The sequence below is a fragment of the uncultured Erythrobacter sp. genome, from assembly GCF_947499705.1.
Classification (GTDB): domain Bacteria; phylum Pseudomonadota; class Alphaproteobacteria; order Sphingomonadales; family Sphingomonadaceae; genus Erythrobacter.
The window spans coordinates 1,003,154-1,029,998 of record NZ_CANMPJ010000001.1 but is presented as its reverse complement, the minus strand read 5'-3'; the positions used below and the strand labels follow the sequence as shown (position 1 = coordinate 1,029,998).

The window sequence follows — 26,845 nt, the reverse complement described above, 5'->3', positions numbered from 1 at the left end:
TCCGCCTTCAAATGCGCGGCAGCTTAGTGCGCGCCAATTTGTGTCGACGCGGACTCCGACACCAACCCTGCCGGTCAAGCCCTGTGCCACGGAGAATTCGTAATCCTCTGCATCCACCGCGCTTTGTTCTTAGGAGCGGCGTTTACGACCGCACCAATGACCAAGCCAAGGACCGTACTGTATTTAACTGGTCCCTCCGATTTGCACTGCAGGTTCAATTATGCGTCGCCATGCATCAACCGGCCCATAACAACCGCAATCCAACTAGCGATATCAGAGCAGCGGTCAGCCAGCGGATCCAGCGTTTTGGCAGGACCTTGACGGCCATGAGGCTGCCAACCTGTCCTCCTATCGCGACAGCCAGGATCAGCGGGAGAGCCGCGCCAACCGCGCCTCCGAACGCGCCCGGCCCGTGTTTGAGCAACTGCCCAGTTAGGCCAAACAGCGAATTGATGAGGATGAAGAAACTAGCGGTCGCTGCGATTGCGCGCGCGTCGTGCCATCTGCTCAGGTGCAGGAGCGGTGCCAGGAATATGCCGCCGCCGATGCCCACCAGTCCAGCGAGAAAGCCAAGCGGTGCGGCAACGATAGGCATCGCCTTCGCCAGCTTCGTTGGCTCGTCGAGCGTCCCTTCGTTGATCGGGATCAGCATCGAAATGCCGGTCAGCACGAGGCTTGTGCCCAAAAGCAGCATGAAGGTTGATTCATCAATCGGCGTCAGCCCGCCAAGCAAGGCCGCAGGGGCTGCGAGCGCGGTGAGCAACAGCGCCCCGCGCCAGGGCGTCAGCCCAGCCCGCGCGAACCGGACGCTCGCCCCGGCAACAACCACGATATTGCAGGCGAGCGCGACCATCGGCAGCAGGCGGTAATCGAGATTCGACAGCGCAAGAAGCGCGGCGTAAGTAGAGCCGCCGCCAAAGCCGACGCTGGCGTACAGCACCGCGGCGACGAAGAAGGCGAGCGCCAATCCGAGCGGAACCGCTCCGATCATTTTACGCCCCTCGCCGCGATGTCACGTTGCTCAGGCAGTCTGCCTTGCGCTCGCAGCCCCATGGCAATGCTTGTACTTGTTGCCGCTCCCGCATGGGCACGGCGCATTCCGGCTGACACCAAGATTTGCATAGGGATCTTCGGTGTTCGCCCCGCCCGGCCCCGATGCCGCGCGCGGGCTGCCGGCAAGCGAGCCGAAAAGCTCCGGACGCTCTTCCGATCCGTCGCCGTCACCCGAATTCTCAAGACCGGTTAGTGGATCGATATGGCCGGTGAGGAAGTCTGGCAGATCGGGCAGTTCCTCCATTTCCGGCTGCGCGATGCGCAATTCGGCCTTGAACAAGATCTTGGTGACTTCCTCGCGCAGAGTGTCGAGCATGGTCTCGAACAGTCCGAACGCTTCCTGTTTGTATTCGTTGATCGGCTGCTTCTGCGCGATGCCGCGCATCCAGATTACCTGACGCAGCGCGTCGAGCGTCGCAAGGTGCTCCTTCCAGTGGAAATCAAGCTGACGCAGCAGCACGTCCTTTTCAACCATCCGCCAGATCGACGGGTCGTTGGTCGCCATCTTGCTGTCCATCATTTCGTCGGTCTGCTTGCGAATGCGTTCTTCGAGTAGCTCCGGTTCGACCTGATCTTCCTCAAGCCATTCGTCGATCGGCAGTTCGAGGCCGAACACTTCGGAGACCTTCTCTTTCAGGCCATCAATATCCCATTGCTCGGGATAGGAGCCGGGAGGGCACGCGGTTCCAACCAGCGAATTGATCGTATCATGCCGCATATCAACCACGACATCGTCAACCGATTCAGACTCCATGATCTCGCCGCGCTGTTCGTAAATCACGGTGCGTTGGTCGTTCATCACGTCATCGTATTGGACGACCTGTTTGCGCGCCTCGTAGTTGCGCCCTTCGACTTTCTTCTGGGCGGTCTCAATCGCCTTGGAGAGCCACTTGGACCCAATCGCCTCGCCGTCTTCGAGGTTCGAATTCATCATCTTGGAGAACAAGGTGTCCGGACCAAAGATGCGCAGCAGATCGTCTTCAAGGCATAGGTAGAAGCGCGACAGTCCTGGGTCACCCTGACGGCCCGAACGACCACGCAGCTGGTTGTCGATCCGGCGGCTTTCATGCCGCTCGGTTCCGAGCACGAACAGGCCGCCCGCTTCGAGCACCTTGCGCTTTTCCTCGGCGACTTCTTCCTTGAGCTTTTCGATAGCCGCGTCCTTGGCCGGGCCTTCTTCCATATCGGCCAGTTCGTCACCGATGCGGAATTCGAGATTACCGCCGAGCTGAATGTCGGTGCCGCGACCGGCCATATTGGTAGCGATTGTCACCGCGCCAAGTCGGCCTGCCTGCGCCACAATATGCGCTTCGCGCTCGTGCTGACGCGCGTTCAAAATTTCGTGCTTCACACCTTCCTCGTCGAGGAACTTGCTGAGCAATTCGGACTTCTCGATGGAGACCGTGCCGACAAGGATCGGCTGGCCGATATCGTACTTTTCCTTGATCGCCTTTGCGATGGCTTGGAACTTGTCCATCGTGTTCTTATAGAATTCGTCTTCCTCATCGATCCGCTGGACCGGGAGGTTGGTCGGAATCTCGACCACATTGACTTTGTAGACGTCCCAGAATTCGGCTGCTTCGGTTGCTGCCGTACCGGTCATCCCGGCAAGCTTGGGATACATGCGGAAATAGTTCTGGAAGGTGATCGAGGCCATCGTCTGGTTCTCAGGCTCGATCTTGACGCCTTCCTTGGCCTCGACCGCCTGGTGCAGACCGTTCGACCAGCGACGCCCGTCCATCATGCGCCCGGTGAACTCGTCGATGATCACGACCTTGTCGTCTTTCACGATGTAGTGATCGTCGCGCTTGAACATGTGGACGGCCTTGAGCGCCTGATCGAGGTGATGGACCACCTGCGTGTTCTCGACGTCGTAGAGGTTCTCGGTTTCGAGCAGCCCCTTCTCGATCAGCAGCGCTTCGACCTGATCCAGCCCGTCTTCGTTGAGCTGGATGTTCTTGGTCTTCTCGTCCTTCTCGTACCAGTCTTCCGGGATTTCCTTCGCGACCTCATCGAGCTTCACGTAGAGGTCGGATTTGTCCTCGGTTGGACCCGAGATGATGAGCGGCGTCCGCGCTTCATCGATCAGGATCGAGTCTACCTCATCGACGATTGCGAAGTTGAACGGGCGCTGCGCCATCTGCGCGCGCTCGTGTTTCATATTGTCGCGCAGATAGTCGAAGCCAAACTCGTTATTGGTGCCGTATGTGATGTCGGCGTTGTAGGCGTCCTTCTTGGAGAACTCGTCCATGTTCGGGATGATCACCCCGACATTGAGACCGAGATAATTGTACAGTTGCCCCATCCATTCGGCGTCGCGCGTGGCGAGGTAATCGTTTACGGTCACGACATGGACGCCCTTGCCTTCAATCGCGTTAAGATAGACGGCAAGCGTCGCCATCAGCGTTTTACCCTCGCCCGTGCGCATCTCAGCGATTTCGCCGCGGTGAAGCACGATCCCGCCGATCATCTGCACATCGAAATGGCGCATCCCGAAGACGCGCACCGATGCCTCGCGCACAGTGGCGAACGCTTCGGGAAGGATATCGTCAAGCGTGCTGCCGCTATCGAGAGCAGCGCGGAACTTGTCGGTTTGCGCCTTCAGTTCGTCATCCGAGAGCGCCTGCATTTGCGCTTCGAGATCATTGATTTGATTGACGGTTTTACCGAGCGACTTGATGTAACGGTCGTTCGAGGAACCGAATACGGATTTCACAAGAGCATTGAACATAAGGCGAGTCCTGAATGGGATGAGGCCCTTTGCGGGCCGAAACTCTGTAGGGGTTTTCGCGCCGCCATAGGCGCGCGTTACGAAAGGAATTCTTTAGAGGGGCCTACTCGTAGGCGCGCTCAATCCCCATCGCGACAGGTACACGCAGGCTCTCAGGCAGTCGGATGCGCTTCGGCGTCTTGACTGTGCGGCAGCGGACCGGGCGCTTTTTCGCGGCTTCACGAATTCCGGCAGGCGTGCCGGCCTTGGTTTCATTCGCTTCGGCAGAAACGCCGACATCGCAAGAGACCGAGCTGATTACTGACGCGTGCGCAGGGCCGCTGAGAGCGGCTAAGCCTGAAAGCAGGGCCAAAAAGGCGATCAATTGGCGCGTCATGAGCTCACTAGATAGGCTTTTTGAGGCGACTCGTCCACAATCAAACCCGGTTTACCTGTGCGTTGAGGCACTCCGGCAACAATTACTCCGGTGCGTCTTCAACATTGATCACGAATGCCACGGTGACCTGTTTGGCAACCGGGACGCCGTTCTCATCGCGATAGGGGCCGCGATTTCGCCCAGTTCCAGGGCAAGGCTCTCGCTCGAAGCTACGCTTCATACTCTCAGACATCACGCCGCTCGTCTCAAGGACTTCGCATTCGGTCGTCTCGCCGGTTTCGTCGATTGTGAACCGCACGCGCACTGTGATGGAGCCGGGAAATTCCGGTTCACGTTTGCGCCAATTGTGCGATTCTGTGAAAATGCCAGCGATCGGTACGCCGTCTTCATCAAGGGCAGGCTCGAACTTTCCGCGTGCAAGAACAATTTCGCAGGTCTTGGCATCGAGTGCGCCGAATCCTGAGCTTTCGATCACCTCGCAGTTGGATGCATTGCCCTCAGCATCTATTTCGACCGAATACCTGACAATATCCTCTTCACCAGCCGCCCAAGATGAGTTGGGATAGTCCGCCTGCTGCGGGGAGATCGCCTGCCAGTCGACCGGTCTCGCCGGGCTCGCATAATTGCCGGGTGGTGCCGGTGCTGGCGGAGGGATTCTCAAAACAGGAGGAGTAGGAGCAACCGGCCGGGCATCCGCCGCGGCCTCCGCCGCCTCCGCAGCAGCTTGCTCAACCGCTTCTGCGGCACCGGCGGCGGCTTCGGAGGAATCTTGCGCCAATGCTGTGGTGGCCGCGAACAGGCCAATGGCCGGGATGAGCAGAATTCTGTTGTTCATGTCGTCTCCTAACCCGATCAACCTTAACGCAAAAGAACCAGCCCCCCGATTGCGGGGGAGTGCGTTGCACAGTAGAGCCAGCCAATCATGGATCTTGAGAAATCCCCGCTCGCTCTGCCCTTCCCAGAGATGCCGCCAATCGACGGTGTGACGCTACGCGTTGCTCGCGCTCGGTACAAGGATTGGGACCGTGCCGATCTCACGTTGATCGAAGTTGCGGAAGGCACCGCTGTCGCAGGTGTTTTCACGCAAAGCGCCTGTGCGTCGAGCGAGGTCGAGCTTGGCCGCGAGCAAGTGAAATCAGGCTCCGCCCGCGCGCTTGTCGTAAACGCCGGCAATGCCAACGCCTTCACGGGCTATCGCGGGCGCGAAGCTGTCGAAGCGATCATGGCGCAAGTTGGCGATGCCTTGGATTGCCCGTCGGAGCAGGTGTTTGTCTCTTCTACCGGTGTGATTGGCGTGCCCTTACCCAAGGACAAGGCGCGTGACGGTGTGGCAGCGGCCCTCACAGCAGAGCCATGCCGATGGGAAGACGTCGCCAGCGCCATTGTGACCACCGACACTTTCGCCAAAGGCGCGCAGACGTCAGCGATGGTGGGAGATGCGCGCCTTGAATTGGTCGGCGTGATCAAAGGCTCCGGTATGATCGCTCCAGATATGGCGACCATGCTCGGCTACATCTTTACGGATGCGGATGTCGCACCAGCCTTTCTGCAAGAACTTCTGACGCAAGCCAATGCTGAGACATTCAGCTGCATCACAGTCGATGGCGACACCTCGACCAGCGACACGGTCCTCGCATTCGCGACAGCCAAAGCGGATCACCCGCCAATCGAGAATTGGGACAGTCCGGGAGCCGATGCTTTCGCAGCGGCATTGACCGATTTGTGCCGCCAACTCGCGCAACTGGTTGTGCGGGACGGAGAAGGAGCATCGAAGTTCATCACGGTCCGGATCTCGGGCGCCGCCAATGATGAAAGCGCGCGCCGAGTGGCCCTGGCAATTGCGAATTCGCCGCTCGTCAAAACCGCCATTGCCGGAGAGGATGCCAATTGGGGCCGAGTTGTGATGGCAGTGGGCAAAGCAGGCGAGCCAGCCGACCGCGACAAACTCTCGATCGCATTTGGAGGCATCTGGGCTGCGCGTAACGGGCTCCCGGTCGAAGACTATGACGAGGCCCCGGTCGCAGAGCATCTAAAAGGGCAAGAGATCGACCTCGCGGTCGAACTGGGTATCGGCGAAGGACGGGCTTCGGTGTGGACCTGCGATCTCACTCACGGATACATTTCGATAAATGCTGACTACAGGAGCTGAGATGGAAGGCGGATGTGCATGCGGTGCGATCCGCTATCGGCTCACCGTAAAGCCGACCGAAACAAGCTGGTGCCACTGCAGACACTGCCGCAAGTCATCCGGCGCGCCCGCCGTTCCCTACGCAACCCTCCCACGCAGCGGGTTCCATCTCGATCTGGGAGAAGAGCACCTCTGCGGTGTCCACCTGACCGAATTCGCCGAACGCCTATTTTGTGGCCGCTGCGGTTCGCCGATCGCAACCAAGCTTGACCATCAGCCGGCTGAAATCGATGTGACGGTCGCTACACTTGATGATCCTGAAGCGTTGCCCCCCGAGTTCCACATCTTCTGTTCGAGTGAGATCAGCTGGGCGCGTCATTCAGATGGATCACCGCGCTATGCGCAAAATCGCCGCGACGGAGAATTGATGCCATGAGCGCTCTCGACGATGAGATCCACGATCTGCTGCGTTTTGCCGCTGAACGATCGATGCTGCCCCGCTTTCGCGCGCTCGCCGATGACGAAATCGAGATGAAGGGCGAGGACGACCCGGTCACCATCGTCGATCGAGAGATCGAGAGCTTCCTGACCGATGCGCTGACCAAACTCGCACCGGGCGTCGCTGTAGTTGGCGAGGAAGCCGTCGCAGAAGACGAAAGCGTGCTCGATCACCTGTCCGGCCAATGCTGGATCATCGACCCGCTCGACGGCACGGCCAACTTCACGGAAGGCAAGGAGCCATTCGGGATTATCGTCGCGCTCGCCGATGCAGGCAAAGCTGTCGCGGGGTGGCTCTACGACCCGAACAAGGACCGGCTATGTCACACCAAGCTGGGCGAAGGCGCATTCGTAAATGGTGAGAGGATCGCCGCGAGAACCACAACCAGCGAGCAACCCGTTGCCGCCATAAGCCGCATCTTCCTGACCGAAGAACAACGCGCGCAAGTCGATGCCAAGCTTGCGCCGCATTATTCTATGGTCGACATTCCCCGCTGCGCCGCCGAACAATATCCGCGTCTCGCGCTAGGCGAAAACGATGTATCGAGTTTCAAGCGTACTTTCGCGTGGGACCATGCCGCAGGGGTGCTGTGGCTCAATGAAGCAGGCGGCAAAGCAGCAAGGCTCGACGGCAGCGAATACCGCGTCGACGAGCACGGCAAGCCGGGTCTCGTTGGAGCATCCAGCCCGGCAATCTGGGATGAATTTGTCGGACGGGCCTTGAGCTAAGTCAGACCGATTCCCCGCCAAGGCGTGGATATGCATGCAGCAAAGAGATTCCAGCCTGCGCGGGAGCTCACTTCAGATCAAAGCTCGCCTTCGAGCCATTCTTTGAGTTGACCCTTGGGAGCGGCGCCAACTTTGCGTGCGATCGGTTCGCCGTTTTTGAACAGCACCATCAACGGGATTGATTGCACGCCCATATCGGCGGGCACGCCCGTGTTCTCCATGATGTCCATCTTGGCGATCGTCACCTGTTCACCCAGCTCATCGCTGATTTCTTCGAGCGCTGGGGCGATCATCTTACATGGTCCGCACCAATCTGCCCAAAAATCGACCAGCACAGGCTTATCGCTTTCGAGCACATCGGCTTGGAAACTTGCATCGGTTACGTTGACGGTGGCCATATCGGCTTCTCCTATTCTGTGTTGATTTCAACTTAGGGGAGTTTGCTGTTCACTCAATATCCAGCGGTGCATAGGTTTCCTGCGTCTCGCCCAAACGATCCTTTTGTAACGCAATCGATTCGGGGGAAATCTCGAGCAACACAGGTGTTTGCGTGTAGAGCAAGGCCGCGCGAACGGGACGGTCTGGATAGATTTTCTCGAGTACCGCGACATAGGCTGCCATCTGTTTGAGCGCGGCGCTTGGGATGTTTTCGGCACTGTGGGGTGGACGGCGAGTGGTCTTGAAATCGACGACAGTAATCGCGTCTTCGCCAACGAGCAGGCGATCGACCGTGCCAGATACGACCACGCCGTTGATGGTGGCAGCAAGAGGCACTTCGGCGAGCGCATCTGGCGAAAAGATGTCGGCAAATTCCGGATTCCCCAACACAGTCAGTGCACTCTTGAGCATCTCCGCGCGAACGGCGTCCCCGAGATCAGCGCCTTGTCGCGCCAACCAATCGGCTCCTTTGGCCTCACGCTCAGCCGGGTCGAGATCGGGCAGCCGTTCAAGCAGGCGGTGGATCAACACCCCGCGCCGCGCGGCCTGCTTCGCCTGATCAGGTGCCAATGGCGGATCGGAGCCCTGATCTTCGCCAGCAGCACTCGGTGCCAACGGGCGCGGGGGACGCGGCTCGGGACCAATCGGTGTGGCTGCCCAAGCGGGCAGATGCGGTTGCTCCGCACGTTCCTCTTGGGTGTCTTCGCCAACCAACGGCTCCGCGCGGTAGCCCCATTCCTGACGCGCGGACCACAGTGGGTCCGACAACTCGCCCTCTTCGAACACAGGTTTGAGCCGCGCATACCAGCTGTCCTCGTGTGGCCCGTTCTTGAGGTCACGTTTACCGAGCGAACCGCCGACAAACAACGCTTCCTCCGCCCTTGTCATGGCCACGTAGAGCAGACGCCAATGCTCCTGCATCGCGGCAATCTTCGCCTTCTCTTCCGCGTCACCGACGGGGCCGACCCGCTCGCTCTTGGATAAGGGAGGAAGCGGAACTGCTCGTTCCACGATATCGCCAAGCGGTGCGTCTTCCAGCTCCAGCGAACCACTTTCACCTGGACGCCCGGTCGCATCGGCAAGGATCACCATCGGAGCTTGCAGACCTTTCGAACCATGGACTGTCATCACGCGCACTTGCCCACCTGCATCATCCGGGTCGCGTTTCAACTCTCCCTCGCCAGCGTCGAACCACTCGATAAACCCGACAAGGCTAGGCGTGTGTGCGCTTTCGTAGGCAAAGGCGGCGTTGACCAGCTCGTCGATCGGATCATTGGCCTCGCGCCCGAGACGCGCCACTAATCTTGCGCGACCTCCCCATGATCCCGTGAGCAACCATGCCAGCAGTGCCTGCGGAGTTTCAAAATCGGCGCGCGCCAACAATGGCTTCAAACGCTCAACCGTCTCCTGAACGAACGGCGTATCGTGCTGTCGCAGGTGCTGCCAAAGCCGCAAGTCGCGCGCACGCGGCACATATTCGAGCAGATCGTCCTGGCTCCAGCCTATCAAGGGCGATCCCAGCAGGTTAGCGAGCGACAAATCATCAAGCGGCTGCGCTGCAAAGCGGAGCGCCGCCATCAGGTCTTTCACGGCCAGTGGCGCTCCCAATCGCAGACGATCCACACCAGCCACCGGAACACCTTTGGCATGCAACTGCGCTACAATTTCCGCCGCGAGTTGCCCGCGCTTGCGCACCAGCACCATAATGTCGCCTGCCTCGGCCTGACGCGGTATTTGCTCCTTGGCGAGCACGAATGGCTCGTCGCCCTTCACCCATCGGCGGACTTGTTCGGCAATTGTGTCGGCCAGTACGGTCTCATGCGGAGGCAGCCAATCGCGCGCTCCTTCGCCTTCGTCACCCTCTTCTGCAAGCGGTGCCGTGACCGGATTCCATAGCGTGACGAGGCCGGGACGTTTTGCTCCGACATGCGGTTCGGGCGGGCGATCGAGTCCGAATGCCTCATGGCCCAGTATCTCAATGGCACGGTTCACGAACTGAAGAACGACATCCGACGTCCGGAAGGATTGGCCAAGATCGAGCGGACGCCACGTTGGCACCAGCCTGCGCTCTCGCATTCCAGCGGCATTCTCGCGCGCATCGTTGATCCGCTTGAAGACCTTGTCGCGCGCCTTGGCGAAGTTTTCCGGGCTGGTCCCTTGGAACCCAAAGATCGCCTGCTTGTAGTCGCCAACCGTGAAGATGGTGCGCAGCTTGTCGCCCGCCGCGCCCTCCCCGCTGAAGAAATCGTCGATCAGCGCATCGACAATATCCCACTGCGCCTGATTGGTATCCTGCGCTTCGTCGATCAGGATATGATCGAACCGGCGATCCAATTTGTAGCGGATCCAGTCGGCAGACAGGCTGCCCTTCAGCAGTTCCGCAGCCTTCCGGATCAGATCGTCGAAATCGAGCAAACCTTCGCGGCGCTTGGCCTCATCCCACCGCAGCCAGAATGCGCGTCCCAGTTCGAGCGCTGGGGTGAGCAAATCGGCTAGCGCGAGCAGCGCCTTGCGCTCTTCATAGAACCCGATGGCCTCGGCGATTTCTTCCTGCCATTCGGGAACGAGCGGCTCCACCTTGGCCGGGTTCGCCATTTTGCGCGGAGTGCCCTTTTGGGTGAGGATCGTCTGGAAAAAGCCTCCGACGTGGTCAGCGCGATGATCCGCACCACATCCAAGCCAGATCGGAATGAAATCAGCAGTCTCGCGCCCCGTTTTGGTGTCCCATTCGCGCATTAGCGGCAGCATCGCAGCCAAGTGCTGATCGGGGAACGTATCAGGATGCAGAGCGCTAGCGGCCCAATCTTCATCGGCATCGCTTTGCATATCAAGCAGACGCAGCACCCGCGCCCGCATCGGCGACTGCCAAGCAGTAGTGCCCTCCCACATGTCGGCTCGGCTGGCGCAGCGCATCAGCCAGTTTCGCAGCGCACCAGGATCCTTGCGGGTGGTGATCAAGGCTACCGCGTCGAGGATCACAGTGTCGTTTGTGCGCTCCGCCTCGCTCAACATCTCCGCGAGCACTTCGCGCGCCAACAATTCGCGCTCGCGATCCTCCATCGGCCGCGCGCCCGGCGGCAGGTCGGCTTCGCTCGGAAAATTGGCGAGCAGCCACTGCGCGAATGCGTGGATCGTGTCGATCCGAAGCCCGCCCCCGGGGCAATCGAGCACGCTGGCGAAAAGCGTCCGCGCCCGCGCCTGTGTCTCGGGATCGATATCCGCGCCGAGATCGCCAAGCTCCTTGCCCAGTCGCCCCGGCTCCAACCGCACCCAGCGCGCCAGCACCGCATTGATGCGGTTGGCCATTTCCGCCGTGCCCGCTTTGGTGAAGGTCAGGCACAATATCTGCGAAGGCGACACATCCTTTCGCAGTAAAAGCCTCAGCACTCGCGCCGAAAGCACTTGCGTCTTGCCCGTCCCCGCTGAAGCCGAAAGCCAGACATTGTCGTTTGGCTCAACCGCGCTCAGCTGGTTTTCAATCAGAGGAAAGACTGCGCCGCTCACGTCTGCTCCTCCGATGCGGACACGACGGTGGCCTGCGTGATCCACTCATCAAGTCGCATCAATTGGTCGTAATCAGTGAACCCGGGATAGTCCGGATTTTCCTTGGCACGGAAGGGGTCGGTGCCTGCAATGTACTTCTCAATAGCCTCGGCGAGCCGGTCTTCATGCGCGGGCAGGAATTCCTCAGGCGTGAGTCCGGATTTCTTGCTGCCTACCTTCATGGGTACGTCACGATATCCGAATTCACCATCTGCCTTGGCCCGCGCGAGCGACCAATATTCGAACTGCGCGGTTTCGCCAGAAATGAGATTTCCATCGTATTCAAAACTGCCATCGCGGGCGACCAAACCAAGCAGGCCGAGTTGCAGTGCATATCCAGCCTCCACTTGCGAAGCGCTGGGCGGGCCGCCCGTCTTGTAGTCGACGATTGCCAGCGTTCCGTCCGGCAGTCGGTCGATCCGGTCGGCGATGCCGAAAACCCTGACCCCATTGAACTTCATCGCGCCTTTGATCTCAGTTGCGATTACTTCACGGCCCGCCGCCTTGTCCTCCGCGATCCACTGCTCGAACCGCTCAAGCGCAGCAACAATCCGGGGTCGCCACAGACCCCAGAACAACGGGTGCACCTGCTTCTCGCGCAAAACTGTCTCGGCAAAGGGTACAAGCGCAAGGTCAGGTTGGTCCGCTCGCGCGCGGTGCCAGCTATCGAGGATATCGTGCACAAGAATGCCGCGCAGCGCCGGATCGTTGAACGGATCGGCTGCGAGCGGGTCGAGTGTCTTGAGCCCAAGTATCTCACGCGCATAGAATTGGTACGGATCGCCCAGCAATCGGTCGAGCGCGGTGGCGCTGATATTGACATTTCGTTGTTCGGCAGATGGACGCGGCTCAGGTCGCGGATAGGCCGGCGCTGGAGGCGGTGCACGGTCGATTTGCGGCAGGATCGCTGGAATGGTCTCCTCCCGATGATCCTTCGCTAGTTCGCCGAGCAAGGCCTCGACCCGAAGCAGAAAGCGCGACGGAATGGTCGGGCCGTCAGTGTCGCGCTGTGCTCTGCTGAGCACCACTTCAGGTGCGCCCATCGCACCGGCCAAATCATGCGCCGAAAGACCGATCCGAAACTCGGCTCCGGGCACACCTAGCGCGCGCAAAATGCCGGGTGCGAGCAACGGATCGGGACCGGGAGCTTGCGGCCAGGTACCTTCATTTAGCCCGCCGCAGATCACCAGATCTGCTCGCGCCATCCGAGATTCAAGCAGGCCATAGATTGCAACGCGCGGGTGCCCGCCATAGGGTGGCCGCACCGAAACCTCGTCCATCGCATCGCGCATCACGCCTGCAAGATCGCGCGGGGCCAGCATAGTGCCCACATCGCGCGCATGCAGCCGCAAATCTTCGATCAAGCCTGACAGAGCGCGTCCATCCTCGCGCGCCCACACGGCGTCTCCGGCGAGGGCTTCCGCTGCCTCTGCAAGCCGATCAATTGCGTCCGCGAACGCGAGTTCCGGTGCCTCTTCGAGGAGGGGCATAAGAACGGCTTCGACCGTCTCCCACCATTCCGTGACACCGGCTAGCTCGGCCACAGCGCGCAGCGGATCAATCCCGGGCGCAGGCGATGGTCCGCGCAACTCGCGTTCGAACATGCGCAACGATGCCAGCCACCTCCGTCGAGCCTCGCGATCTTCCGATTGCACCAAGGGGTGCGCCAGAGTGCCGATCAACGCCGCAGGTGTGAGACCGTTTGAGGCTAGGTCAGCAAGAAGCGCCAACAACCGACCAGCAGTAGTCAGCGACAAAGTTCGGCCAGCAGAATCGTCAGCCGCAATGTTCCACCGCTCAAGATGCTGGACCACGCGGCGTGCCAGCGAGCGGTCGGCAGCGACGACCGCGACACGCTTTTCCGGCACTTCAAGAGCCTCGCGGACGAGCAGGGCTATCGCTTGCGCCTCCTCTTCGCTTGTGGCGCTGGTCAGCAACCGAACCCCGCTCAGGCGTCGCTTGTCCGCGCCAAGCGTGATCCAGTTCTTGCTGGCTTCGGGCGGCAAAAACAGCGAGCTGATTGCATGGGTACGCTCAGGCTCGGCAGCGGTCATGCCCTTGCGATGCCAGGCGCGCACTTCCTGCCGCGCAATCCCCATGCGGTTGAGCAGCAACTTCAGGTGGTACTGCGGGTGCGTCTGCACATCGCCTTGAGCAAAGCCGGTTTCACCCGGTTCGGGAGCCAGGCCCGCCCTGCCCAGCTCGTCCCAAGCGGCATTGTCCATAGCCAGATCGAGATCAGGCAGGATCACCGCACCATTGGGCAGGTTGGCAATTGCACGCAGCATCCGTGCAAGCGCGGGAGCCGCGCTGGTCACACCAGCAGCGACGATTGAATCGGTGGGAGGAATGCCGCGCCACTCTTTCGCCGCGCGATCGAACAGCATGTTGCGCCGGGTGGCCGCGTCAACCTGACCGCGTTCCTCCAACCAGAAGCTCCAACGCACCAGAATGCGGGAGAACAGTCTGATCGAGTCCTGCCAATGACCAGCAAGACTTGGTTCGAGATCAAGGACCGTGTCGTCCAATAAGTCGGTAGGCGATTTCTCCTCGACCAACAGCCTGTCCATGGTCCGCGCCAGGTCGCGCGCCATCCGCAGGCGTGCGGCACCGGGCAGAGCTGGATTGCCTTCGCTTGTCATTTCTTCGGCCAAGATCGCCGCCAGTTCCAGCCAACGCCGCGTTGGTTCGACGGCGGGCGGAATATCCCCCGCTCCAAGTGGATCGAGCAACGCGCCCAAAGCCTCGTCGAGATCGAGATCTCCGACCGTAACCATACGCGGCATCAGCAGGCCCGCGTCGCCCGAATGGCGAACGAAGGCCTCTGAAATCGTCCGAGCAGCGCGGCTGCTTGGGACCAAAAGCGTCAGCCGCGCCAGCCCAAGGTCACCGTCAGAGTAGCGCGGTACCAAACCGGCAACCAAGGCATCGGCGAAACCGCGATGCGCCGCGATGGAATAGATGTTGGGCGCCGAATTCTTATCCACGCTGCAGCGCGTCTTCGGTCGGCGCAATCGCCGCTGGGGTCCCGACTTCGAACCATTGGCCGGTAAAGGCCAGACCGTAGAGACGGCCTTCCTCAATCGCCCGGTTCCAGAGGATGTTGGTCGAAAACTTTCCTTCTGGGGCTTCGCGCAGAAGGCGATGCGAGACGAGTTGGATGCCTGTGTAAATGAATGGCGCAATGCGCCCCGGCTTGCGGCGACTCAGCAGTCCGCGCGCGTCCATGTAGAAATCACCCTGACCCGCAAAGTTCGCCGCGCGAACATGCGGGACGACGAGCAGAAGCGCATCCATTTCATCCGCATTCCAGCGCGCGGAAAGGTCTGCGAAGGCATTGCGCGGACCATCGAGCCAAATGTTGTCGGCGTTGAGGCAATAGAACGGATCGGGCAGGTGCGGCTGCGCCTTGATCAGCCCGCCGCCCGTTTCGAGCAGTTCCGCGCGTTCGTCCGAAACCACGATATTCGGCTGCTTGCGTTCGAGCACATGCGCTTCAAGCGCGTCTGCGAGGTAATGGACGTTGACCACCGCCCGCGCCACGCCCGCTTCGGCAAGCCGATCTAACGCATGATCCACCAGCGCTTTGCCAGCGACCCGCACCAATGGCTTAGGCTGCGAGGCCGTGAGTGGACGCATCCGTTTACCAAGCCCGGCAGCCATCACCATCGCGGTATCGCTGACCAGATCGCTCACGTGATTGTTCCTCCGCCAGTGCGGCGCAGTTCGTCAGGAATGTTAGCGGTGAACCAGTCCGCGACTGGTCCAAGCGCTGGATGTTTCAGATCGCGCTCCATCGCGGCCCAAACCCGCGGGATATAGTCGAGATAACGAGGCTTGCCGTCGCGCTTGTAAAGGCGGGTGAAAATGCCGACGATCTTCGCGTTACGCTGCGCACCGAGCCGCGCATAATCGGCGGCGAAATCATCATGCGCGTCGGCTTGTTCGAGATAGCGAGCGAGCATTGCCGCTTCGAGTTCTTCGGGCACTTCACGGCGCGCATCCTGCAGCAGCGAAACAAGATCGTAGGCTGGGTGTCCCACCAGAGCGTCCTGAAAATCGATCAGCCCTTGCGGCGCACGGGTTGCTGGGTCGCCAAGCAGCATGATGTTTTCGGCATGATAGTCGCGCAGAACCGTCACGCCCCGCGCTTGTCGTGGCAGCATTGGCGCAAGCGCGGCTTCCCACGAGGCGACATACCCATCGCCATCAACGTTCAGACCCTGCGCTGGACAATACCACTCAGTGAGCAACCCTGCTTCGCGTTGATATGTCGCCATATCGTAACTGGAGAAGGGACCTGGAGGTCGCCGGTGTAACTCGACAAGCGCGTCGATCGCGCCTTCGTATGCGGATTGCTCCCCTTCTGGATGAAGGTCGAGCCAGTCACGCATCCGATCGTTGCCGAAATCCTCCAGCAGGACCCAACCCTGCTCAGGTCGCGCCGCGATGATTTCAGGCGCGCGCATCCCATGGTCGCTGAGCCATTTGGCGACATGGAGAAACGGTCTAGGATCTTCCTCTGGCGGAGGTGCATGCATCAGCATCGCGCCTTCGCAATTCGGCCTGTGCAAACGGAAGTATCGCCGGAACGAGGCATCGCCCGGAATCGGGTCAATCGCGGCATCGCTCCATCCGGAATCGGCGAGAAATTCATGCAGGCCATCGGGAAGTTCGCTCATGGTTCGCGCCCTACCCAATCCGCGCCCGGTTCCGCAATCGCAACTCGCCCCTGATCCGCAGTTTCGAGCGTTATCGAGAGGCAAGCGGCCTCGTGGTCAAATCCGCCCGCATGATCGGGCCACTCAGCGATCAGCACCGCGCCGTCCCGATAATCGTCAAGGCCCAGTTCCGGGAGCTCCGCAGGGTCTTCCAACCGATAAAAATCGGCATGGACGACGGGCAGAGAAAGCGGCGGCGCATCGTATGTCTCGATAATCGTGAATGTCGGCGATGGGACCTCGCCCGCATAACCCAGAGCCGCAATGATCGCCCGCGCCAATGTCGTTTTGCCAGCGCCCAGCCCGCCCGTTAGCGCGACAACATCTCCTGCGCGGAGTTTCTCGGCAATCGCCGCGCCAAAGCGATCCATGGCTTCAAGATCGGGCAAGTCGATCCGGGTCACGGCAGATAGATAATCGCGGCAGTGCCGACGCCTTCCTGACTGGTCAGTTCGAGCTTGCCGCCATGCGCCTCGACCAATTGCCGCGCGAGCGGAATGCCCAGTCCTTGGCGCTTCTCAAGCGAGCCGTCCTCATCCTTGCGCTGCGCGTCAAGCGCACGCTCTAGCTCTTCGGCGCTCATGCCGCGCCCATTGTCGGAAATGACGAATGCCGTCCCCCAATGCTCGGTTTGTTCGGGCGCCAATATCTCGATCAGGATTTTGCCGTCTTCCGGCGTCCCGGCAATTGCGTTGTCGAGTAGCGCGCCCACTGCGCGGTTCAATTGCCTCGAATCAGCCTGAGCCTTCCGACCGCGTTTGCCTTTGAGATCGAGGCCGAGCCGCGCATCGATGATCGCTTGCTCACGCTCGCGAACCAGCTTGGTCAGGAAGGACAGAAGGTCGATCTCTTCCTTGTTAATCGGTAGTAGCCCCGCCTCGCTCTGCGAGAGGTTGAGCACGTTCTCGACCTGCTCGGTCAGGCGCTCAACCGATGACAAGATCGCGTCGACATATTCGTCTCCCTGCTCGCCGATATTGCCGGCGGCCCCGCTCTTGAGCAGTTCGGCATAGCCGCCAATCGTCGTCAGAGGCGTGCGGAATTCGTAAGACATATTGGCGAGGAAGCGCGCTTTGACGCCGTCGGCTTCTTCCAGCGCGGCGGCGCGGTCGAGCAGCGCCTTCTCCGCCATTTGCGAATCTGTAATGTCGAGCACGGTCAGCAAGCCATTGCCATCGGGCAGCGGCACCCCGGCAAATTCCAGCGTGCGTCCGTCCGCGAGTTCGACCCGTCCTACTTTTTCGCGCCGATCAAGCGTGGCAGCGCGGACTGTTGCACCAATCTGAGAGGCCTCGCGTGGTTTTTTAAGGTTCTTGCCGATCGCTTCGAGCAAGCCGTCCGCGCTTGGATGGGTATCGAGAAATTCCGGCGGCAGCCCCCACGTCCCGGCGAAACTGCGGTTCCACAATTGCACCGAACCATCTGGCGCGAAGATCGCTAACGCTTCGAACAGGCTGTCGAGTGTTGCGGTACGGGTGCGCAGCAACGTGTCGCGTGTCGCGGAGAGCGCAAGCTGCTCGGTGCGATCTTCTGCGATCATCACCAGACCGCCATCGGGCATCGGCTGTGCCACGATGCGGAGATGCGTTCCGCCCGGCAACGGCCACGCTTCTTCCTGCGTGTCCGGCTGCCCGAACCATTCAACGTGCTCGCGCCGCCATTCGGGGAAGTCACGAACCTCAGGTGTCTTCCCATTCTCGCGTGCGTCGGCGAGAAAGCGTTCGAACGGAACGCGCTCTGCAATCGTCTCGTTCGATACCTCAAAGGTCCTGCGGAACGGACGATTGGCGAAGGTCAGCTGTTCGTCCTTGTCGAACTGTGCGACCCCGACAGACAACTGATCCAGCATCGCACGTTGGGCATCGCGATAGGCGCGGAATTCACGGGCCTGCTGCTGCTGCTCCTCTATATCGATGGCATAGCCAGCCACCCCTTCGCGGCCCAAGGGAAGGTCGCTGACCCGCAAGCTTCGCCGCGCGCCGTGGATTGTTGCTGCAACAGTGCGTTCGGCCTTTTCTTGGGCTTCAAGACTGGCGCGGGCGATTTCGGAGGGGGCACTGCCATCTTCGGGTTCAAGCAGCTCGATCTGATTCTGGACTACCTCGTCGGCTCCGCTCGCACCGACAGCGTCGACATAGGCCTGATTTACCAATCGCAACTGCATATCCTGTCCGCGAAACCACATCGGGACGGGCGCGGCCTCGATCAGTCCGACCAGTGCCGCAAAATCGCTTTCCGCCCGCATCGCAGCGGTTCGCAGCCGGGACAATTCATCTTCGCTTTCCGAAAAGTCGAACACCCAGACCAGCGCCGCGCCGCCGGGCGAAACCGCTGGGTCCGCAAGAGCGCCCTGCATCGCGAGACTGCGACCCGATCCAGGCGGTGTCAGCGCCAGCTCAAACGGAGCGGCGCTCTTCTGGGTCAAGCGTACCTTTTCCGACAGGTCTTCGAGCTGCGCTTTCGACAGGCCAATGTCGTCACCGCCATCAAGCTCACTCAGAAACTCCGGCATGGTTTCGAAGCCAAGCCAGCGCGCCAGCCGCTCGGACGCTTCGATCTTGCCATCGACCCGCACAAGCATCGGGATGGCCGGCGCGACATCGAGCATGTGCCGCATGCGTTTCAAAGATGTCTGGAGCGCCTTCATTCGCCGTGCCTTGGCGTTGGCGCGGAGCATCACGACCGCCGCACCCACCGTCCAAGCGGCGAGCAGGAGACCGACCAAGGCCAGCGCAGTGGGCGTTAATTCCATGGGTACCAGCTATGCGGCGCGCGGGCGCGATGCAACGGCCTACAAACAAAAAGCCCCCGCCGAAGCGAGGGCTTTTGCATTTGTCCGATAAGCCGCAGCTCAATCAGTAGCGATAGTGATCCGGCTTGAACGGGCCTTCCGCTGGAACACCGATATAGTCGGCCTGCTTCTGGCTCAGCTTGCTGAGTTCAACTCCCAGCTTTTCGAGGTGCAGCGCAGCGACCTTTTCGTCGAGGTGCTTAGGCAGGACGTAGACATCGTTCTCGTACTCGTCCGACTTGGTGAACAGCTCGATCTGAGCCAGCGTCTGGTTGGTGAAGCTCGCGCTCATCACGAAGCTCGGGTGGCCAGTGGCGCAGCCGAGGTTCACAAGGCGACCCTTGGCCAGCACCAGGATCGATTTGCCATCCGGGAACGTCACCATGTCAGTGCCGTCCTTGATTTCCTTCCACTCGTAATTGTCGAGCGCAGAAATCTGGATCTCGCTGTCGAAGTGGCCGATGTTCGAGACGATCGCCATGTTCTTCATGTTCTTCATGTGCTCGCCGGTGATCACGTCTTCATTACCGGTAGCGGTCACGAATATATCGGCACGCTTCACTGCTTCATCCATCGAGACGACTTCGTAGCCGTCCATGGCCGCCTGCAGAGCGCAGATCGGATCGATTTCCGTGACCATGACGCGGGCACCGCCATCACGCAGCGAGGCAGCCGAACCCTTACCGACATCGCCGTAGCCAGCGACACAAGCGACCTTACCGGCCAGCATCACGTCGGTGGCGCGGCGGATCGCGTCGACCAGCGATTCCTTACAGCCATAAAGGTTGTCGAATTTCGACTTGGTCACGCTGTCATTCACGTTGATCGCCGGGAATGGCAGCTTGCCTGCCTTGGCGATCTGATAAAGGCGCATCACGCCGGTGGTGGTCTCTTCCGACACACCCTTGATGTTCTTGACCGTCTTGGTGAGATAGCCGGGCTTCGCCGCGACATAGGCCTTGAGCGCCTTTTGCATCTCGATCTCTTCGGCGTTCTGCGGAGCAGGCATTTCCTCACCAGCTTCAAGACGCGCGCCCCAAAGCGCAAACATGGTCGCATCGCCGCCATCGTCGAGGATGATGTTGGAGGTCAGATCAGGGTTTTCTTCGGTCGACCAATCGAAAATACGGCCAACATAGTTCCAGTAATCTGCCAGCGTTTCGCCCTTGATCGCGAAAACCGGAATGCCCTGATCGGCGATAGCGGCTGCGGCGTGATCCTGCGTCGAGAAGATATTGCAGGTAGCCCAACGCACTTCTGCACCCAGCGCCACGAGCGTCTCGATCAGAACAGCGGTCTGGATCGTCATGTGCAGCGAGCCGGTGATCCGCGCGCCCTTCAGCGGCTGCGATGCACCATATTCTTCGCGCAGAGCCATGAGGCCGGGCATTTCGGTTTCAGCGATATGGATCTCGTCGCGGCCATACTGGGCGAGCGAGATGTCTTTGATGATATATTCGTGCGTCAGAGCTGCGGTGGCCACGAGGTTGTCTCCTGAATGGGAATGGCCAGCGAGAGGAGGTCTCGCCGTTATTGCCGCAGCCCATAGCGGCCCGACCCCGCGGGTGCAAATAGAATATAAAGCAATCTTTATATGTTGGCTTAGGCTGACCCAACCATGCGACAATCTGGCACCGCAATTTCACTCGTCATGAGAGGCAACCATGGACCTTTGACCTGGCCAATCATATGGAATGCGAGACTCACGCGGGGGCACCTGCGGTCTCGTGTCTGCGGCAGCGATGGTAACTGGTGCATCCGGCGCGGGAGCTAGCAAACGCTTCGCCGCTTCATAAAGCAGTGAACTGTCAGGCGCAGCGCTCAGATCGCGCGCGACCTGCTTCAATTCCGCGCAGCCCATCCATGGATGCCCATCACCGTAAGTGTTGGCCATACTCACCCCGATCCGATCGAGCGCTCGCTTACTCCCCTTCGATCCGTGACGCGCGACCAGCGAGCGCCGCAACTGCCTGCTCGCTTCATTGAGGCTGCCGAGGTGTTTTGCGGCGAAACGGTGATAGTCCGCCTGAAAGTCATGCTCGCCAGTCCGGCAGCGTAGGCTCGTCACCATCAGCATGATATCGAGTTTGCGAATGTTGGAGGCGCTGTTGGTGGTGTCGTCGGCCTTGGCAGCCCCCGTAGTAAGTGCAGCGGCGAGTGCGCATGCCGCTGCGATTGGTTTCGCGAATTTCATGGTCCCTGTCTCCTTGCCTGGTCAAAGTGCCCCCACCGGCAAGAGAAAGATCACCGCCTGTGTTTACTCCCTATTCAACGACGACGGTGAAGCGATCTTAACCACGCGCCCGTGCTTTTTGTGCCATTGCCGCGTCGCATTGAGGCCCTATATCGTCCTCAAGGCACGCGCCTGCATGGGCAGATCCTGAGTGCTGCGTATCTAAAAAGGAGAACGCGATGACGATTTCAGTGGGTGAGAAACTTCCCGAAGTGACCATGGTGAAAGCCACCGCAGAAGGGCCGCAGCAGGTTCAATCGAGCGAGTATTTCGCCGGCAAAAAGGTCGCGCTGTTTTCGGTGCCCGGAGCGTTCACCCCGACTTGCTCCGCCAAGCACCTTCCAGGCTTCGTAGAAAAGGCCGAAGACCTGAAAGCCAAGGGGGTCGACGAGATCGTCGGCACCGCTGTGAACGACGCTTTTGTAATGGGCGCATGGAATTCGGCCGCTGGCAGCGATGACATCACCATGCTCGCGGACGGCAATGGCGACTTTGCTGAAGCCGTTGGCCTGACGATGGACGGATCAGGCTTTGGCATGGGCAAGCGCGGCCAGCGATTCTCGATGGTGGTGAACGACGGCGTGGTCGAGCAACTCAACGTCGAAGCGCCGGGTGACTTCAAGGTATCGAGCGCGGAGCATATGCTCGGTCAGCTTTAGGCCAGATCGATATCCGAAATAAGAAAAGGGCGCCCGTTTCGGGCGCCCTTTTCCTTTTCAACGAACCAGACCCGGAAGAGATCAATACCCCATCAGGCTCATCACTTCCTTGCGGCTGCGATGGTCTTCCAGGAAACAGCCCATCATCCGGCTGGTCATCATGCCGACGCCGTGGACCTTGACACCCCGGCCGGTCATGCAGCCGTGCTCGGCTTCAATCACGACCGCGACACCGCGCGGTTCGAGATTGTCCCAAATACATTCAGCAACCTCGGCGGTCAGGCGCTCCTGGACCTGCAGGCGATGAGCAAAGCCGTGGAGCACGCGCGCTAGCTTTGAAATACCCACCACCTTTTGATCCGGCAGATAGGCAATGTGCGCCTTGCCGGTGATCGGTGCCATGTGGTGTTCGCAATGCGACTGGAACGGGATGTCTTTCAGCAGGACGATCTCGTCGTAGCCGCCGACTTCCTCAAAAATCCGACTGAGGTGGATCGAAGGATCCTCCTGATTGCCGCTGCAGTATTCCAACCACGCGCGGCCAACCCGTTTGGGTGTGTCGAGCAGTCCTTCGCGAGTCGGATCGTCACCAGCCCATTTCAGCAATGTGCGAATCGCGTCCTGCACATCTTCGGGCACATCGGGCTTGTTCAAGGGATTCTCCGGATCAAATTCGTCGTGATCATGCACATTCATGTAGTTCATAGCTACGTACTTTCTTCAACTCGATGTCAGGCCCGGTGCAATGCGCCGCGCATATTTGTCATGATCCCGGTGTAAAAATCCCTCACGCTTCAATGAGTTCCGTGCAAAATATGCATCATGAAGCCGCGTGGACGATTGCGACAGCTAAGGGCCGTCCCATATTGCGAGCGTAGGGATGAATTCAGGCATTTCACCATAAGGCGTCCGGGCGCCCGCCGACTTCGCTCGGCCAGAACACCAGGCTTCCGTCGGGATCGAGGAACGCAGGAACACAACTGGGCTTTATGAAGTGAACCCGCTTAGCGAGCATTGGTCTTGGTCGAGCGCATGAGAATAGTGTGCAGGATTTGAGGCGTTAGTCAGGATCGCCCGCCGCCGCTTCGCGGCTCTGGCCCTCTGCCCGCCTGCGGCGCTCCGCGTTCGAAGTCAGCCTCCTTCCCATGACAGAACCAAAAAAGCCCACCTCTAACGAGATGGGCTTTTTTGGCGCGCCAGGAAGGATTCGAACCTCCGGCCGCCTGATTCGTAGTCAGGTACTCTATCCAGCTGAGCTACTGGCGCGCGTGAGGACGGTCATTTAGGACTCGGCGCCTCGCTTGGCAACCTCTGATTTGGCCCTAGGCCCTATCCACCGGCTGATCGCCAAATATCTGCCTGACCAAGTCATGATCGAGCGGCGGTTTGTCCAATCCTTCGATGTCTTCCGGCGTAAACCAATCGATTCGTCCACCTTCAAGCGCTGTCGGGGTCCCAACCCAATCGGCCACAGTGTAAAGCAGGATTACAATCGGCAGGCGTTCCTGATCCTGTCGTTCTTCAGAAAAGGCGATCGGGCAAATGTGATTAGGGTCGATTTCGACCCCTAGCTCTTCGCGCAGCTCACGAATCAAAGCAATTACAGGAGCTTCGCCGGATTCTACCTTACCCCCAGGGAATTCCCATAGGCCGCCGTGATGCTTTTCCAAAGGCCTGCAATGCATAAGCCAGCGCCCGTCCTGACGGCGTAAAGCGCCCGCAACTACGAGTGTATGGCCCGGCTGATTGTCGGATTTTTTTCCATTTGAGTGCGCCCAATCAACCATTTCTTAACGTCCTGAGCCGATTTGAGTGTTCATCAGGAGCGTAGAAAACGGGTGTTCCCATGAATTTGACGAAATTCCTAAAGCACATTGGAAACGACAATTCGGGTGCCACCGCAGTTGAATACGGACTGATTGCGTCGTTGATCGTGATCGCAGCAATTGGAGGCTTCCAAGCAGTTGGAAGCGAAAACTCCACCGGCTGGACCGCGGTGAAGGACGCAGTTGAGAACGCGATGGGTTAAGGTTTTGGAAAGGCTCCAAATTAGGAATTTTTCAAGAGCTACCATCTAATTCTGCAAACGTCCGTTCGATTTACAAGAATGGGCACGGGTACCGAAGACTGAACCAGGAGACTACAAATGAAATTCTTCAACAAACTGGCTCGTGACGAGCAGGGCGCAACCGCCATCGAATACGGCCTCATCGCTGCTCTGATCGCCGTTGCTGCGATCACTGCAATGCAGAGCCTCGGCAGCCAGCTGGGCGCGACTTTCTCGGAAGTTTCGACCGAAATGGCTGGCTAAGTCGAAAGACTTACCGAAAACGGAAAGCGGCGGGGTTTCCCCGCCGCTTTTTGTTTGTGCGTCTTAGATTTGAAAAGCCTAGCGCCCTCGCACGACAATCTTTACCTTTTGCCCCGCGACCAGCCCCTCATTCGAACCCAATCCATTGAGGACTCGAAAACGCTGCTCCTGTGCGTCGCTGAACGCCATCCGCCGCGCTAGGCCGCTAACTGTATCGCCGCGCCGAACAGTGATCACATCGATTCGTTTGGGAACAACGTTGCTGGCTTCCGACTGACTGATTCGCCGCATCGAGCGGAACATTGTCGAGAAGGTGTTTCCCCCTCCGGCAGGCGTAATCGCGATGAAATGATACGCTCGGTCGTTCGCAAACTCATAAGCGAACACCACAACATCAACTTGGCTGTTGCCATTGTTGACGCGCGCCGATCCGTAAGCTGCGCTGATGCCATTCACAGTGGTGCGCTGAATGCTCGACGGCGCTAGTCGATTATTTTCACCGCCCAGTTCCGCAAATTGCTGGCGAACATAGCTGTCGAGGTCGCCCGCGTAAGGCGCCAATGTCAGCTGCGCCTTGCCACTCTGTCCGTTCACACTGACAGCCCGTGTGCCGTTGACCATGTAGAACCCCTGCGGCGCAGTGAAGGATAGCCGCAAGACGGGATGGATGAACTGGCTCCCTTCGATGACACCCTGTTCCGGATCATCGCCATAAAGCATCCCATCGATCCGCGTCAGGAACGTGTCGCGATTCGTCATTCCAGATGCGAGACCTTGAGTCTTTGAAAGCGCCGTCTGTACCCGGCTGGCGGGATCTGGGTGAGTTGAAGCCCATTCAGGCACGGTTGCATTGCCACGTCCTTGCAAGCTGGCATCGAGGCTGTTTTGTGCAGCCAGGCTGGCAAGCACCGTGCTCATCGCCTTCGGATCATAGCCAGCACGCGTCAGATAAGTGATCCCCAGATCATCGGCCTCAAGCTCCTGCTTACGTGAGAAACGCAGGGTAAGCAGCTGTGATCCTTGCAAAAGGCCGCGTGAGACCGTGTTACCGATCTGGCTGTCTCCTAGCAGCACACCAGAAAGAACTGCCCCAAGCCCCCCAAGAATGGAATTGCGCTGCGCCGCTTGCTGCCTGCGCTGGGAATGACGTGCAGCGACATGACCGACTTCATGGCCCAGCACACCGGCAAGCTCAGCCTCGTTGTTCATCAGGCCAACCAATTGGCGGGTTGAGTAAATATAGCCGCCCGGAATCGCGAAAGCGTTGTTGACCGAGCTGTTGAGCAGGCTGACGGTAAAGCTGTCACGCGCATTGCCAAGGCCCGAATGGACCGCGATGTTCTTGCCGACTTGTTCGACGTAGTTCGCTTGCGGTCCGCTCATCGCGCCGCCAAACTCCGCGAGGAATTGCGGATGATATTGCGCGCCCTGCTGCGCTTCCGTTTGGGTGATCGGGGTGGAGGCTGAGGGGATCGACCCTCCCATGCAGCCCGTCAGTGCCAAGGTCAGCGGTGCCGCGCCCGCCAGCCAGAATTTGTTGCGTACCAGTCCCATTATTTTTTCTCCCGGTTCGTTTCTGCCACGCTCCACCTTCGCGGCACCTGACCCTTCGGTCTGGCATGAGTATCGGGAAATTAACGATGACGAGCAACCCCTTGGCGCTCTCAGCATCGCGCGGATGCAGCTAACCGCCGAGTTGCAGGAAACGTTCTTCGCGAGTGCGAATCAGTGTCTCGCTTGGCAAGTCAGCCAGCGCATCCAACTCTTCTGAAAGCGCTTTGCCTAAAGATTGCGCGGTGATGGTGGGGTTGCGATGCGCGCCGCCGACCGGTTCCTTTACGATCCGGTCGATGACTTTAAGGCGCTTCAGATGCTGCGCAGTGACCTTCATGGCCTGTGCTGCTTCGGGCGCTTTGTCAGAGGTGCGCCACAGAATCGAAGCGCAACCTTCCGGCGAAATGACCGAATAGACCGCATGTTCTAGCATCAAAACGCGCTCAGCGCTGGCAAGTGCAACTGCCCCGCCCGAACCGCCTTCACCGACGATGACCGCAACCATTGGCACTGGCAGTGCAAGACAGGCTTCAGTGGAGCGCGCAATCGCTTCAGCCTGTCCGCGCTCTTCAGCCTCGATACCCGGGAAAGCGCCAGACGTATCGACCAGAGTAACAACCGGGAGTTCAAATCGCCCCGCCAGCTCCATCAGGCGGATCGCCTTTCGGTAGCCCTCTGGTTTACCCATGCCGAAATTGTGCTGGATCCGGGTCTGGGTATCATGGCCTTTTTCATGCCCAATCAGCATAACCCGGCGACCGTTCAGGCGAGCAAAGCCGCCCATGATCGCGAGATCGTCGCCAAAATAGCGATCGCCGCCAAGCGGCATGAAATCTTCAAATGCGTGCTCAACATAGTCGCGGAAATGTGGGCGCGATGGATGCCGGGCAACTTGCGTTTTCTGCCACGGCGTCAGCGAGGAATAGGTGCTCGCCAGAAGTTCAGCGCTCTTGGTTTCGAGCCGCGCGATTTCGCTAGCCACATCGACGTCATCGTTGGCATCGACACCGCGCAGATCTTTGATCCGCTCTTCAAGCTGCGCAACGGGTTTCTCGAATTCGAGGTAGGAGGTCATGGCGC

Annotated in this window: 23 protein-coding genes and 1 tRNA gene; 6 read left to right on the top strand and 18 right to left on the bottom strand. The window is 59.6% G+C overall.

The window, feature by feature from the left end; translation table 11 throughout:
• Positions 1-235 precede the first annotated feature (235 nt).
• The 4 genes from Q0837_RS04775 to Q0837_RS04760 all read right to left on the bottom strand — a co-directional run bounded on the left by Q0837_RS04775 (position 236) and on the right by Q0837_RS04760 (position 4,995).
• Complete coding sequence (locus Q0837_RS04775) at positions 236-991, bottom strand: sulfite exporter TauE/SafE family protein (RefSeq protein WP_298465957.1); 756 nt, start codon at positions 989-991, stop codon at positions 236-238.
• A 30-nt stretch (positions 992-1,021) separates the two neighbouring features.
• A complete protein-coding gene (secA, locus tag Q0837_RS04770) occupies positions 1,022-3,784 on the bottom strand; it encodes a preprotein translocase subunit SecA (protein WP_298465954.1) in 2,763 nt (920 codons plus the stop codon).
• 103 nt (positions 3,785-3,887) lie between these two features.
• Positions 3,888-4,160 carry a hypothetical protein gene (locus Q0837_RS04765; protein WP_298465951.1) on the bottom strand — a complete coding sequence of 91 codons (273 nt, stop codon included), beginning with the start codon at positions 4,158-4,160 and terminating at the stop codon, positions 3,888-3,890.
• Positions 4,161-4,242: 82 nt separating this feature from the next.
• Positions 4,243-4,995, bottom strand: coding sequence for a TonB family protein (locus tag Q0837_RS04760; RefSeq protein ID WP_298465948.1), 753 nt, complete (start codon positions 4,993-4,995; stop codon positions 4,243-4,245).
• Between the two features lie 87 nt (positions 4,996-5,082).
• On the opposite strand from Q0837_RS04760, the gene argJ reads away from it, so the two are divergent.
• From argJ to Q0837_RS04745, 3 genes are read left to right on the top strand one after another with little or no spacing between them, the layout of a single operon-like run.
• A complete protein-coding gene (gene argJ / locus Q0837_RS04755) occupies positions 5,083-6,309 on the top strand; it encodes a bifunctional glutamate N-acetyltransferase/amino-acid acetyltransferase ArgJ (protein ID WP_298465944.1) in 1,227 nt (408 codons plus the stop codon).
• On the top strand, positions 6,290-6,724 hold the full coding sequence (locus Q0837_RS04750) for a GFA family protein (RefSeq protein WP_298465941.1): 435 nt from the start codon (positions 6,290-6,292) through the stop codon (positions 6,722-6,724). The genes argJ and Q0837_RS04750 overlap by 20 nt, the downstream gene beginning before the upstream one ends.
• Positions 6,721-7,515, top strand: a complete 795-nt coding sequence (locus Q0837_RS04745; protein WP_298465938.1) for an inositol monophosphatase — start codon at positions 6,721-6,723, stop codon at positions 7,513-7,515. The genes Q0837_RS04750 and Q0837_RS04745 overlap by 4 nt, the downstream gene beginning before the upstream one ends.
• 77 nt (positions 7,516-7,592) lie before the next feature.
• On the opposite strand, the gene trxA is transcribed toward Q0837_RS04745, so the two are convergent.
• The 9 genes from trxA to Q0837_RS04700 form a co-directional block, all read right to left on the bottom strand.
• Positions 7,593-7,913 carry a thioredoxin gene (gene trxA / locus Q0837_RS04740; RefSeq protein WP_298465935.1) on the bottom strand — a complete coding sequence of 107 codons (321 nt, stop codon included), beginning with the start codon at positions 7,911-7,913 and terminating at the stop codon, positions 7,593-7,595.
• A 49-nt stretch (positions 7,914-7,962) separates the two neighbouring features.
• Positions 7,963-11,457, bottom strand: a complete 3,495-nt coding sequence (gene addA / locus Q0837_RS04735) for a double-strand break repair helicase AddA (protein ID WP_298465932.1) — start codon at positions 11,455-11,457, stop codon at positions 7,963-7,965.
• On the bottom strand, positions 11,454-14,483 hold the full coding sequence (gene addB, locus Q0837_RS04730; protein WP_298465929.1) for a double-strand break repair protein AddB: 3,030 nt from the start codon (positions 14,481-14,483) through the stop codon (positions 11,454-11,456). The genes addA and addB overlap by 4 nt, the downstream gene beginning before the upstream one ends.
• The gene (locus Q0837_RS04725; protein WP_298465927.1) at positions 14,476-15,192 is read right to left on the bottom strand and encodes a nucleotidyltransferase family protein; all 717 of its coding nucleotides are present in this window, start codon (positions 15,190-15,192) and stop codon (positions 14,476-14,478) included. Before Q0837_RS04725 ends, addB begins: the two co-directional genes overlap by 8 nt.
• Positions 15,189-16,178 carry a phosphotransferase gene (locus tag Q0837_RS04720; RefSeq protein ID WP_298465924.1) on the bottom strand — a complete coding sequence of 330 codons (990 nt, stop codon included), beginning with the start codon at positions 16,176-16,178 and terminating at the stop codon, positions 15,189-15,191. Before Q0837_RS04720 ends, Q0837_RS04725 begins: the two co-directional genes overlap by 4 nt.
• The gene (tsaE, locus tag Q0837_RS04715; RefSeq protein ID WP_298465921.1) at positions 16,175-16,621 is read right to left on the bottom strand and encodes a tRNA (adenosine(37)-N6)-threonylcarbamoyltransferase complex ATPase subunit type 1 TsaE; all 447 of its coding nucleotides are present in this window, start codon (positions 16,619-16,621) and stop codon (positions 16,175-16,177) included. The genes Q0837_RS04720 and tsaE overlap by 4 nt, the downstream gene beginning before the upstream one ends.
• A complete protein-coding gene (locus Q0837_RS04710) occupies positions 16,618-18,969 on the bottom strand; it encodes a PAS domain-containing sensor histidine kinase (protein ID WP_298465918.1) in 2,352 nt (783 codons plus the stop codon). Before Q0837_RS04710 ends, tsaE begins: the two co-directional genes overlap by 4 nt.
• A 103-nt stretch (positions 18,970-19,072) precedes the next feature.
• Entirely contained in the window at positions 19,073-20,491 is a 1,419-nt protein-coding gene (gene ahcY / locus Q0837_RS04705; protein WP_298465915.1) for an adenosylhomocysteinase, read from the bottom strand.
• A gap of 159 nt (positions 20,492-20,650) precedes the next feature.
• Positions 20,651-21,202 (bottom strand): S-adenosyl-L-homocysteine hydrolase, encoded by a 552-nt coding sequence (locus tag Q0837_RS04700; protein ID WP_298465912.1) that lies wholly within the window; start codon positions 21,200-21,202, stop codon positions 20,651-20,653.
• Positions 21,203-21,420: 218 nt separating this feature from the next.
• Here Q0837_RS04700 and Q0837_RS04695 point away from each other — a divergent pair, with 218 nt between their 5' ends.
• Positions 21,421-21,900: a peroxiredoxin gene (locus Q0837_RS04695; RefSeq protein WP_298465909.1), complete on the top strand. Its 480-nt coding sequence runs from the start codon at positions 21,421-21,423 to the stop codon at positions 21,898-21,900.
• An 81-nt stretch (positions 21,901-21,981) separates the two neighbouring features.
• Here the strand turns inward: Q0837_RS04695 and folE are convergent, their stop codons facing one another.
• The 3 genes from folE to Q0837_RS04680 all read right to left on the bottom strand — a co-directional run bounded on the left by folE (position 21,982) and on the right by Q0837_RS04680 (position 23,687).
• A complete protein-coding gene (gene folE, locus Q0837_RS04690; protein ID WP_298469778.1) occupies positions 21,982-22,596 on the bottom strand; it encodes a GTP cyclohydrolase I FolE in 615 nt (204 codons plus the stop codon).
• A gap of 493 nt (positions 22,597-23,089) precedes the next feature.
• Positions 23,090-23,166, bottom strand: a tRNA-Arg gene (locus Q0837_RS04685).
• Positions 23,167-23,222: 56 nt separating this feature from the next.
• A complete protein-coding gene (locus Q0837_RS04680) occupies positions 23,223-23,687 on the bottom strand; it encodes a (deoxy)nucleoside triphosphate pyrophosphohydrolase (protein ID WP_298465906.1) in 465 nt (154 codons plus the stop codon).
• A gap of 59 nt (positions 23,688-23,746) precedes the next feature.
• On the opposite strand from Q0837_RS04680, the gene Q0837_RS04675 reads away from it, so the two are divergent.
• Both Q0837_RS04675 and Q0837_RS04670 read left to right on the top strand, forming a co-directional pair.
• Positions 23,747-23,929 carry a Flp family type IVb pilin gene (locus Q0837_RS04675; RefSeq protein ID WP_298465904.1) on the top strand — a complete coding sequence of 61 codons (183 nt, stop codon included), beginning with the start codon at positions 23,747-23,749 and terminating at the stop codon, positions 23,927-23,929.
• 117 nt (positions 23,930-24,046) lie between these two features.
• Complete coding sequence (locus Q0837_RS04670) at positions 24,047-24,211, top strand: Flp family type IVb pilin (protein WP_298465901.1); 165 nt, start codon at positions 24,047-24,049, stop codon at positions 24,209-24,211.
• Positions 24,212-24,289: 78 nt separating this feature from the next.
• On the opposite strand, the gene Q0837_RS04665 is transcribed toward Q0837_RS04670, so the two are convergent.
• Positions 24,290-25,765: a M48 family metalloprotease gene (locus tag Q0837_RS04665; RefSeq protein ID WP_298465898.1), complete on the bottom strand. Its 1,476-nt coding sequence runs from the start codon at positions 25,763-25,765 to the stop codon at positions 24,290-24,292.
• 130 nt (positions 25,766-25,895) lie between these two features.
• Complete coding sequence (locus Q0837_RS04660; protein WP_298465895.1) at positions 25,896-26,840, bottom strand: acetyl-CoA carboxylase carboxyltransferase subunit alpha; 945 nt, start codon at positions 26,838-26,840, stop codon at positions 25,896-25,898.
• Positions 26,841-26,845: the final 5 nt, after the last annotated feature.